Origin of the sequence: Pseudomonas atacamensis, assembly GCF_017167965.1 — a bacterium.
GTDB classification, from domain to species: Bacteria; Pseudomonadota; Gammaproteobacteria; order Pseudomonadales; family Pseudomonadaceae; genus Aquipseudomonas; species Aquipseudomonas atacamensis.
The window spans coordinates 4447266-4456629 of sequence record NZ_CP070503.1 but is presented as its reverse complement, the minus strand read 5'-3'; the positions used below and the strand labels follow the sequence as shown (position 1 = coordinate 4456629).

6 protein-coding genes are annotated in these 9364 nt (G+C 58.5%); 3 read left to right on the top strand and 3 right to left on the bottom strand.

Annotation, left to right across the window (positions count from 1 at the left end; genetic code table 11):
- Positions 1–92: 92 nt before the first annotated feature.
- The 3 genes from JWU58_RS20325 to JWU58_RS20315 form a co-directional block, all read right to left on the bottom strand.
- Positions 93–3101, bottom strand: a complete 3009-nt coding sequence (locus tag JWU58_RS20325) for an Ig-like domain-containing protein (RefSeq protein ID WP_206420866.1) — start codon at positions 3099–3101, stop codon at positions 93–95.
- A 149-nt stretch (positions 3102–3250) separates the two neighbouring features.
- Complete coding sequence (locus tag JWU58_RS20320; RefSeq protein WP_123442882.1) at positions 3251–3646, bottom strand: YbaN family protein; 396 nt, start codon at positions 3644–3646, stop codon at positions 3251–3253.
- Positions 3647–3656: 10 nt separating this feature from the next.
- Positions 3657–4244 (bottom strand): UPF0149 family protein, encoded by a 588-nt coding sequence (locus JWU58_RS20315; RefSeq protein WP_016771143.1) that lies wholly within the window; start codon positions 4242–4244, stop codon positions 3657–3659.
- 406 nt (positions 4245–4650) lie between these two features.
- Between JWU58_RS20315 and recQ the strand changes: the two genes are divergently transcribed.
- The 3 genes from recQ (at position 4651) to JWU58_RS20300 (ending at position 9283) form a co-directional block, all read left to right on the top strand.
- Positions 4651–6780, top strand: a complete 2130-nt coding sequence (gene recQ / locus JWU58_RS20310; protein ID WP_123442881.1) for a DNA helicase RecQ — start codon at positions 4651–4653, stop codon at positions 6778–6780.
- Positions 6781–6912: 132 nt separating this feature from the next.
- Positions 6913–7347: a MarR family transcriptional regulator gene (locus tag JWU58_RS20305; RefSeq protein ID WP_016771142.1), complete on the top strand. Its 435-nt coding sequence runs from the start codon at positions 6913–6915 to the stop codon at positions 7345–7347.
- A 127-nt stretch (positions 7348–7474) separates the two neighbouring features.
- A complete protein-coding gene (locus tag JWU58_RS20300) occupies positions 7475–9283 on the top strand; it encodes a motility hub landmark protein FimV (protein WP_206420865.1) in 1809 nt (602 codons plus the stop codon).
- Positions 9284–9364: the final 81 nt, after the last annotated feature.

The window sequence follows — 9364 nt, the reverse complement described above, 5'->3', positions numbered from 1 at the left end:
TCACGCCGACAGCCCAAATTATCCAGAATCCGATTCACCGCCAACTTCCCGAGCATGATCTGCTGCTCAGCAGCAATGGCACGGCACAGTTGTCAATAAGGTCTGAGGCACCATGCCCAATATCCGATGCTCAAGTCGTTACGGCAGAGATATCCGCCGCCTCGCCAAACGTAGTAACCCCCCTGATTGTGCCCACATGCAGCGCCGGTGCACATCCATGTTATCCAGCCTGAAGCTAGCGGCCAGTTATGGTCTTTGCCATAGACAGCGTACATGCTATTAAAATAATTGTTTAAAGGAACTGAACCATAAACACTGTTCATCCAGTTTACTGCCTGGTAATGGTTCATTGCATACCCAGACACGTGCAGCTGGTAGACATTCCGAACATCAACGTTGTATGAAAATGAGCTGAATCGGTCTTGCACCGTGATGTAGGTATTGCCGTTACGCATACCGGTGACTTTCCCGTTGCCGTCAACATGGGCCACGTTCGAATTACTGCTTCTGTAAGTGATCGGGGGAACGCCGGTAGATGGGACAGCAGCACGGATTTGAGTGTTACCTGGAAAGTCCGCACTGTGGGGCCATGCATAAACTCTCGGTCCATGCAGGGCCATGGCGCTATTGTTGATTTGCAGCGCTTTGCGCAGCGTGAACGAACGCAAAGGAGAGAGCAGACCTTCACCATATAGCGCCCGAATCTGCACGATTGTCAGTACATCGACAACGAGCCCCTTCAGTAGCACTGAGAATTTGCCGTCCTTGTCTGTGGTCAACGTCTCCACCGGCTTGCCATCCACCAGCACTTCAACCTGCTGCTCTGTACTCGCAGTCCCTTCAACCGTGACATTGGGGTCAACCGTAAGGTCGCTATGCGGTATCTCCCGGTTCTGCGAGTCCTTGACCAATGTAATGACCGGTTGCAGTTCAACCAGAGATTCGATTTGGTACGTCTGGTGAGGAAATTCCACCGGTTTGCCGCGCAACCCCAGGCGCACGGAAAATATCAATGTCGCCGTACTGCCGCTTTTGAGATTTCTCAACACTTCCAGCGTCGGCGTTGACAGTTCCCGTATCAGCCCGGCGCTGGTGACGCTCGCCTCCGCGTTGATGATGACGTGGCGGACAGGGTTGTTTGTGCTGTCGATGCCGATCAGCACCAGTGTCATGCTCTGGCCCGGTCGTTGTCCGTGCCAGAGGTTGACCGCCAATTTGTCTGCGCTGGTCAGTTTTTTTACGTCCAGTATTGCGTTGTCAATGCCAATGATTCGCGGTCGCGGAAACCTGGGATCCTGATCAGCGATCAGTTTGAAAGAAATCTCTGTTTCCGGAGATGATCCGATTTTCTTGCCGTCCTGATTCAGGTTGAATTTGAAACCCACGGTTTCGCCGTGAAGCGCCGTTATCAACTTTCTGTTCAGGAGAAAGGTGGCTTGTTTGGCCGAATCCAGGTCTACCAGCGGGAAGCGATCAAATCCCAAGGGCAGTGGTGTGCACACCAGGCGGACCTTCTCGGTCTTGGCATCGAGATATTCCACCAGCATGCTCGGCAGCTCCGCCAATGGATCAAGCGGATTAGTGAAAGGTGATACCAGTGAAGGCGGCGTGAGGACAAGCTCCTTGGGATCGCCGATCTTCAACTGAGCGATATCGGAAAAGACTTCACTTTCGCCGGGATTGGTGATGGTGGCCTGCACGGCCAGTCTCGCGCTGGCGTAGGGCTTGATGTACTCGTTCTCGGCCTCGAAAACGATGGGCTTTGAAGGATCGGTTACCAGCTGTCCCCAAGTGAACTGTACCAACTTGCCATTGATGTCTGTGGTCTGCCAGTGCAGCTTGACCTCTGCCCCTTGTTTCAAGGGCCAGAAGCTGGCGACATTTATTAGGGCTTTGGCAGTATCGACCGCCAGTTCGCCTTCCACCAGTGGGGTGACCTCCGGCGCTCCCAGTGGCAACGATTTACCCGCAACGGTTACGTCAGCAGGTTTGGAGAGCTTGGGCTGACCTGCTCTGGTCAGGATATAGGTTGCCCGTAAACTTCCACCTATCACATTTTGAATGCGGAAGTTTTCGACTGGAAAGTACAGTGTCTTGCTGGCGACGGTCACCGTTAAAGAATAGGTATGAGTGACTGGCACGTTGTTTCGGGTGAATCCTTCCAGTGTCAGGGCGATCACATCGTTGATCGCAAAACTGCCCGTCAGGAGAATGTTCGTCGGGCCGCCTGCAAGCCAATCATGGTGTAGAACGTCGTCGCCATCGGACTGCTCGAAAATCGGCGCGGCCAACAAAGTTATTCCTGGCTTGAACGGCAGAATGAGCGGTTCCGAAAAACCACTGGAGTTCTCGACAACGTCATAAACGCTCCAGCGCACCACCAGATTGCTGGTTTGTTGCAATTTGCCAAGTAAGTCAGACGTCAGCTTGAAAACGATGTCGGCCGAGGCGTCAGTCACGACGAAGTCCAGCCGCAGCGAACCACATTTCAGCACGACCGTATCGCCGATCTGCTGATTGAAGTAATGCTTGACCGTGACTTCCATGCCCTCTTTGATGACGTTCTGATCGACGATGCTTTCCGATGCGAGCGGCAGCTTGAGGCCCTGATTGAGGGACTTTCCACCATCAGTGTCCGCCTCGCCGGGTGCGGGGTATTTGAACCAGAGCTGTGCGTGTGGCGATTCCGATGGGTTGCCGCTCTGTCTTGTGACTATCATCCAGCAATCCAGCCTGACGTCTGTAAACGGCAGGAATTTCTCCTCGAGGATTTCAGCTGAAATGTAAAAAAATACGGTTTTAGGAATCTTTCCATCGGCCTCAAAATCCTCCTCCGTAAGGATGAAATCAATCACGGACAAAGGGTTAGTGACATCGGGTTCATCGATGAAGACTTTGATATGGTCACCAATGCCTTGAGACAGATATTCCGGGAGACGGAAGCCCAATCCGTTAATGTCCTGAGTAACCATGGCGATGTTGATACCATAGCTTTTGTCAGCTTGCAGCTTGTGCAGGCGTGGTTCCGGCGGATAGATGGCCAGCACACTGACACGGGAACGCGGCGCAGGAGGAAATATCAGGTATTGCGAGCTGTTCATGAATTTTCGCCTTCCACACGGGGCGCTTACCTGGGCTGTCAGCGCCGATACGGAAGAATTAATCATGGGCCGGTAAATCGCGCACCTGTCAACTCTGACAGGTATGCGTAGATATCGGACGAACGGTTGAGCAGGCAGCGGCGTGGTAATCAGCCTTTTTTTAAGGTTTTCTGCCGCAAAATATAAATCGTCACCAGCACCGCACTGGTCAGCATGAACCCACGCGCCCAAACCAGCGGCACCAGATAACATGAGAACAGAATGCTCACCCACATCAGGCCGATCGCGTAGACCTTGCCTTTGAGCGGGATGCCGTTGCCTTCGAGGTAGTCGCGAATCCATGGCCCGAGGCGCGGGTGTTCGACCAGCCAGCGATAGAAGCGCGGAGAGCTGCGCGCGAAGCAGGCCGCGGCGAGCAGGAGGAAGGGGGTGGTGGGCAGGACCGGCAGGAAGATGCCGATCACCCCCAATGCCACGCTGAGCCAGCCGATGGCCAGCAGGACGTAGCGCAACATCAGGGGGCGGTTGCCTATGGGGTTGTCCATAGGCCGGGTCTTAGTGGTGACGAGGCTTGAGGATCGCCGGTTTTTCGTCGGGGGCCTGGCACAGCAGGTACAGCGCAGTCAGGGCTTCCGGGATCTGAACGATCATGTCGTCCATCAGGTTGGCGTCCTTGGCGATGTCTTCGAACTCAGGCTGCTCGTCGAACAGGCCGGAACCGACCATGATCGGCAGGAGCATTTCGCTGACTTCTTCTTCGGCGGTTTCGAACCAGGCCGCTTCGCGCAGGAACACGCCCTCCATGAAACCGATGCACCAGCCGCGCAGTTCGGAGTCGTCCGGCTCTTCGCCCAGATCCAGTTCGCACGGCAATTCGAATTCTTCATCCGAGGCCAGTTGGCGAGCGATGTGCGCCTTAAGGCCGATCAGCGTGGCTTCGATTTCGGCACGCTGGGCTTCGTCGGTGTAATGCGGCTCTTCGGCGAACAGCGCGTCGATCCACTCGCGCTCCGGAACGTCTTCGGAGCAGATCGACAGCGCGGTCAGGTAACCGTGGGCGGCGACGTAATCCAGCGCCTCGTCGTGCAGCTCGTCGGCGTCGAGGAAGACTTGCAGGCGGGTCAGTTGCTCAGCGAAGGACATTACGGGGCTACCTTGGGGAATAAACAATGCGGGAATTCTAGGCCTTCTTGCGCGCTCTAGCCAGCCGCTTGGCAGATTTGCCCGAATTACCGGCCTCACTGGAAAGATGAATAACCCTGTGGGAGCGAGCCTGCTCGCGAAGGCGGTGTATCAGGCACTTTTGCATCGACTGACAGGTCGCTTTCGCGAGCAGGCTCGCTCCCACAGGGTTTTGTGTGTGGCAGGTTTATCAGGTGTCTTCTCAGCGGCACCCTCTGCGGCGAAGGCCTCGGGTATACTGCCGCGTTTTGCGATCCCTGCCGGCGCTGCGCTGGTCATGCAATGTGTTCTTACGTTTTGTTTAAGCAGCCGAAGCTGCTCTGAACCAGCCTGAGCAGGGATGTATCGGTAGATTTTTGGAGTTTTTATGCTCGAACAGGCTCAACGCGTCCTCAAGGACATCTTCGGCTACGACAGTTTCCGTGGCCGTCAGGGTGCGATCATTGAGCGCGTGGCCAGCGGCGGTGATGCGCTGGTGCTGATGCCTACCGGTGGCGGCAAGTCGTTGTGCTTCCAGGTGCCGGCGCTGTTGCGTGAAGGTCTGGCGGTGGTCGTGTCGCCGTTGATCGCGCTGATGGACGATCAGGTCGCCACCCTCGAAGAACTGGGCGTGGCCGCCGCTGCGCTGAACTCCACACTGAGTGCCGAGCAGCAGCGCGATCTCGCTCTGCGAATCAAACGCGGCGAAGTGAAAATGCTCTATCTGGCGCCCGAGCGCTTGGTGCAGCCGCGCATGCTGGCATTCCTGCAAAGCCTGGAAATCGCCTTGTTCGCCATCGACGAAGCGCATTGCGTATCGCAATGGGGCCACGACTTTCGCCGCGAATACCTGCAACTGGGTCAATTGGCCGAGCTGTTCCCCAACGTTCCGCGCATTGCCCTCACCGCGACCGCCGACAAGCGCACCCGCGAAGAAATTGTCGATCGCCTGCACCTGCAGAACGCCGAGCGCTTTCTGTCGAGCTTCGACCGCCCGAATATTTTTTACCGCATCGTCCCGAAGGAGCAGCCGCGCAAGCAGTTGCTGGCGTTCCTCGCCGAACGGCGCAGCGATGCCGGCATCGTTTATTGCCTGTCGCGCAAGAAGGTCGAAGAAGTTGCGGCGTTCCTCAGCGAGCAGGGCTTCCCGGCGCTGCCGTATCACGCCGGTCTGCCCAATGATCTGCGCGCCTATCACCAGAAGCGCTTCCTCAATGAGGAAGGCCTGATCATGGTCGCCACCGTGGCGTTCGGCATGGGCATCGACAAGCCCAACGTACGCTTCGTCGCGCACCTTGATCTGCCGAAATCTCTCGAGGCGTATTACCAGGAAACCGGGCGCGGCGGCCGTGACGGGCTGCCGGCGGATGCGTGGATGGCTTACGGTCTGCAAGACGTGGTGATGCTCAAGCAGATGCTGCAGAACTCCGAAGGCGACGAGCGGCACAAGCGTCTGGAGCAGCACAAGCTCGACGCCATGCTCTCGCTGTGCGAAGAGACCCGCTGCCGCCGGCAGGCGTTACTGGCCTATTTCGACGAAGACATGCCCGAACCGTGCGGGCATTGCGACAACTGTGTCGACGGCGTGCAGACCTGGGACGCCACCGAGCCTGCACGTCAGGCATTGTCGGCGATTTTCCGCACCGGCCAGCGCTATGGCGTCGGTCATCTGGTCGACGTGTTGCTGGGCAAGGACAACGAAAAGGTGCGCAGCTTCGGCCATCAGCATTTGTCGGTGTTTGGCGTTGGCAAGGCGTTGAGCGAGAGCGAGTGGCGCTCGCTGTTCCGCCAACTGGTGGCGCGTGGGTTGGCCGATGTCGACCACGAGGGTTATGGCGGTCTGCGCTTGAATGACAGTTGCCGGCCTTTGCTCAAAGGCAAAGTGAAACTGGAACTGCGCCGCGACCTGAAACCGCAAGTCACCGCCAAAACCGGCAGCAAGAGCCAGGCCAGCCAGCTGGTGCGCGGCGAGGAACGCGAACAGTGGGAAGCCTTGCGCGCACTGCGGCGCAAACTCGCCGAAGAACACGGCGTGCCGCCATATGTCATCTTCCCTGACTCGACGCTATTGGAAATGCTCCGCAGCCAACCCACCTCGCTGGCGGAAATGGCCCGAGTCAGCGGCGTTGGCGCACGCAAGCTGGAACGTTACGGCGAAGCCTTCCTCGAAGTACTCGGCGGCGAGGCGGAGGCGCCGAAGGTGGTCGCCGATGTCCGTCACGAGCTGATCACCCTGGCCCGCGCCGGCATGACCCCGCTGCAGATCGCCGGGCAGTTGCAGTGCTCGGAGAAGAACGTCTACGCCATGCTCGCCGAAGCCATCGGCAAGCAGCAATTGTCGCTGGAGCAGGCGCTGGACTTGCCTGAGGAATTGATGGGCGAAGTGCAGGACGCGTTCCTCGATGGTGAGGGCGAGTTGCCGTCGGTCGCTGAAGTGGCTGAGCTGTTTGCCGGGCGTGTGCCGGAAGGCGTGCTGTATTGCGTGCGGGCGGCGTTGCAGTCTGAATTCGAGATGTGAAACGACGTATGCGCCAAGCCCCGTGCAGTTGTAACGATTCAGTACAGAGCGACTCTTGCCTATAACTGCCGCCCATGCTTAGCTGACTAATAATTAGATTTTCCGTATTTTCAGTCTAACCGTGAGTGTTTTATGCCGTTAACCGATCAACATCGCTTTGGTATGCAACTGGCCCAGATGTCCCGTGGCTGGCGTGCCGAACTGGATCGTCGTCTCGCCGGGCTGGGCCTGTCGCAGGCGCGCTGGCTGGTGCTGCTGCATCTGGCGCGTTTTGAAGAGGCACCGACTCAACGCGAACTGGCGCAGAGTGTCGGCGTCGAAGGCCCGACCCTGGCGCGCTTGCTTGATAGTCTGGAAAACCAGGGACTGGTGCAACGCCAGTCAGTGATGGAAGACCGTCGGGCGAAAAAAATCGTGCTCTGCGCACCTGCGCTGCCCCTGATCGAACAGATCGAGACCATTGCCACGCAGCTGCGCCACGAATTGTTCGAGGGTGTCGACGAGGCGGATTTGAAGGTGTGCATGCGTGTGCATGGGCACATTCTGGCCAACCTGGAAAAATCTTGAGGCACATCCCGGTGGCGATTTTTTGAGAGATCGCGCTGAGCCGACTATAAGAACTACTGGGCAATATCGTGTTCGTACCGGATGTGCGAACGCATAGAAACCGGTTTTGCTTATTTAAGGGATGCTCATGCTCGCAAGTCGGCACGTGCTGCGCGGGGGCGCCAAATGGCTGCTGCTCGCTGGCGTATTCAGCTATTCGACCTGGTCGATGGCGTTGGGGTTGGGCGAAATCACTGTTTACTCAGCCCTCAATCAGCCGTTCAAGGCCGACATCGCGCTGGTCGATGTCGGCACGTTGACGCAAAACGATCTCTCGGCCAGCCTGGCTTCGGCGGATGAATTCGGCCGGGCCGGCGTCGAGCGGGTGTTTTTCCTCAATGACCTCAAGTTCACCCCGATCCTGCGCGGCAGCCGGCAGGTGATCCGGGTGACGTCCGGCAAGCCGGTCAACGAACCTTTCCTGAATTTCCTCGTGCAGCTCGATCAGCCCAACGGCCGTCTGCTGCGCGAGTACACGGTGCTGATCGACCCGCCGGGTTCGCCGGGCATCGTGCCCGCCACCGACGAGCCGGATCCGCGTCCGCAATCCTCTGAATTTCCAACCGTCGAACCGGTTACCGCCCCGCCCCAGGCTGCCCAGGGCAAACGCGCTGCGGCGCCTGTGCCGCCAACGCCGGCGCAGCCTGCCAACGATGCGCAGGCCGAGCAACTGGCCGCCAGCGTGCTGCTCACCCAGCAACTGCAAAAGACCATCGACGAACAGAACCTCAGGCTGCAAGAGCAGCAAGTGCAAATAGCCGACGGCAAGAAGCAGATCGAAGAGTTGCAAACCCGTCTGGCCGAAGTGCAGAAACCGCCGCCACCACCCGTGGTCGCGCCGGCTCCGGCCGCAGTTTCAGCCCCGGTCGAGGCGGCAGGCGATGGCGTGAACTGGCCGCTGCTCGGCGGACTGGTATTGCTGCTGGGCGTGCTGGCTGCGTTGCTCATACGTCGTCGTAAGCAACGTTCGACAGCAGATGGCACGTCGACGCTGCTATTGCCTGAGAGCGCCGAAGAAGACGTCGACGAGCCCGAGCTTCAACAATCTGTCGGTGCGCACGCGGCAGCTGATCATCGCGACGAGCCCGGTGCCGGCGACGTGCTGGAGGCCGTGGGCATCTATCTGGCCTACGGTCGACTCAGCGAAGCCGCCGGGCTGCTGCGCGATGCCTTGCACAAGGAGCCTGAACGCACTGATCTCGGTCTGCAGTTGCTGGAGGTTCTTGGGCGCCAAGGTGACAGCGGCGCTTTTGAACAGCAGGAAAACCGCCTGCGTGCGCTTGGCGTCGATGACCGCGAACTGATTGAAATCCGCGCTCGCCATCCAAAACTGGCAGGCGCCGCACCGGCGGCATTTGCAGCAACGCCAATCGCGCCCGAACTGCCCGTGGCCTCGGCAGCGACCGCAGCCGCGCCGCTTGCAGCGTCGCCCAGCGCTCTCGAGGATGATTTCGAATTGAATCTGGGCGAGCTGTCGATGGATTCAAATTGGGATCTGAACGACAGCCGCGCTGACGCCGCCGCACCGCCGATCGATGATCCAGAGCTGGGCACCAGCCTGTCGGTGCTACCTGTCGATTTCGAACTGCCACAGGCTGCATCTGCCGAAGAAGCCGAACTCGAATGGATCCCCGAACCCGACGCCCAGCCGCTCGACGACGACTTTCTCAACGAGTTCGGCGATCCCGAGCTGTCGCTGGTGCTGGAACCACTTGATCTGCAATTACCCGAGTCCACCGACACTGACACCGAGGCCGCCGGCAAGCTCGAACAGGCACAAACCTGCATCGACGACGGCGACATCGACAGTGCGATCGCGCTGCTCAATGAATTGCTCAGAGAAGGGGATGAGCCGTTGAAGCAAACCGCGAGGACGTTGTTGGCGGGGATTCGCTGAGCGCCAACGGATTTCATGTTCATCCGAGACCGCTTTCGCGAGCAGGCTCGCTCCCACAATGGAATGTGCTTTCCCTGTGGG

Excerpts from the sequence above, each read along its gene's own strand:
- JWU58_RS20325 (WP_206420866.1), bottom strand. The coding sequence starts at position 3,101 with ATGAACAGCTCGCAATACCTGATATTTCCTCCTGCGCCGCGTTCCCGT.
- JWU58_RS20320 (WP_123442882.1), bottom strand. The coding sequence starts at position 3,646 with ATGGACAACCCCATAGGCAACCGCCCCCTGATGTTGCGCTACGTCCTG.
- JWU58_RS20315 (WP_016771143.1), bottom strand. The coding sequence starts at position 4,244 with ATGTCCTTCGCTGAGCAACTGACCCGCCTGCAAGTCTTCCTCGACGCC.
- recQ (WP_123442881.1), top strand. The coding sequence starts at position 4,651 with ATGCTCGAACAGGCTCAACGCGTCCTCAAGGACATCTTCGGCTACGAC.
- JWU58_RS20305 (WP_016771142.1), top strand. The coding sequence starts at position 6,913 with ATGCCGTTAACCGATCAACATCGCTTTGGTATGCAACTGGCCCAGATG.
- JWU58_RS20300 (WP_206420865.1), top strand. The coding sequence starts at position 7,475 with ATGCTCGCAAGTCGGCACGTGCTGCGCGGGGGCGCCAAATGGCTGCTG.